Consider the following 306-nt stretch of genomic DNA (forward strand, 5'->3'; position numbering starts at 1 on the left):
ATATTCTATTGGAGCTGGCAATAGGAATCGAACCTACAACCTGCTGATTACAAGTCAGCTGCTCTACCGTTGAGCCATGCCAGCATAATATGGTTTAATTTTTCTAACTTTGTTATAAAGAATATATAATTATTTAAATGGTGGGCACAACAGGGCTCGAACCTGTGACCCCCTGCTTGTAAGGCAGGTGCTCTCCCAGCTGAGCTATGCGCCCATTTAAATGGTGGATGAGGATGGATTCGAACCATCGAAGCAACTTGCAACAGATTTACAGTCTGCCCCCTTTGGCCACTCGGGAACTCATCC

At 45.1% G+C, this 306-nt stretch carries 3 tRNA genes; all 3 read right to left on the minus strand.

The annotated features are described in order from the left end of the window. Positions 1–9: 9 nt before the first annotated feature. The 3 genes from FAY47_RS13405 to FAY47_RS13415 all read right to left on the minus strand — a co-directional run bounded on the left by FAY47_RS13405 (position 10) and on the right by FAY47_RS13415 (position 306). Positions 10–84, minus strand: a tRNA-Thr gene (locus tag FAY47_RS13405). Between the two features lie 54 nt (positions 85–138). Next, positions 139–214, minus strand: a tRNA-Val gene (locus FAY47_RS13410). Between the two features lie 7 nt (positions 215–221). Continuing rightward, positions 222–306, minus strand: a tRNA-Tyr gene (locus tag FAY47_RS13415).

The sequence above is a fragment of the Clostridium sp. HBUAS56017 genome, assembly GCF_007115085.1.
In the GTDB taxonomy this organism is placed as follows: Bacteria; Bacillota; Clostridia; order Clostridiales; family Clostridiaceae; genus Clostridium; species Clostridium cibarium.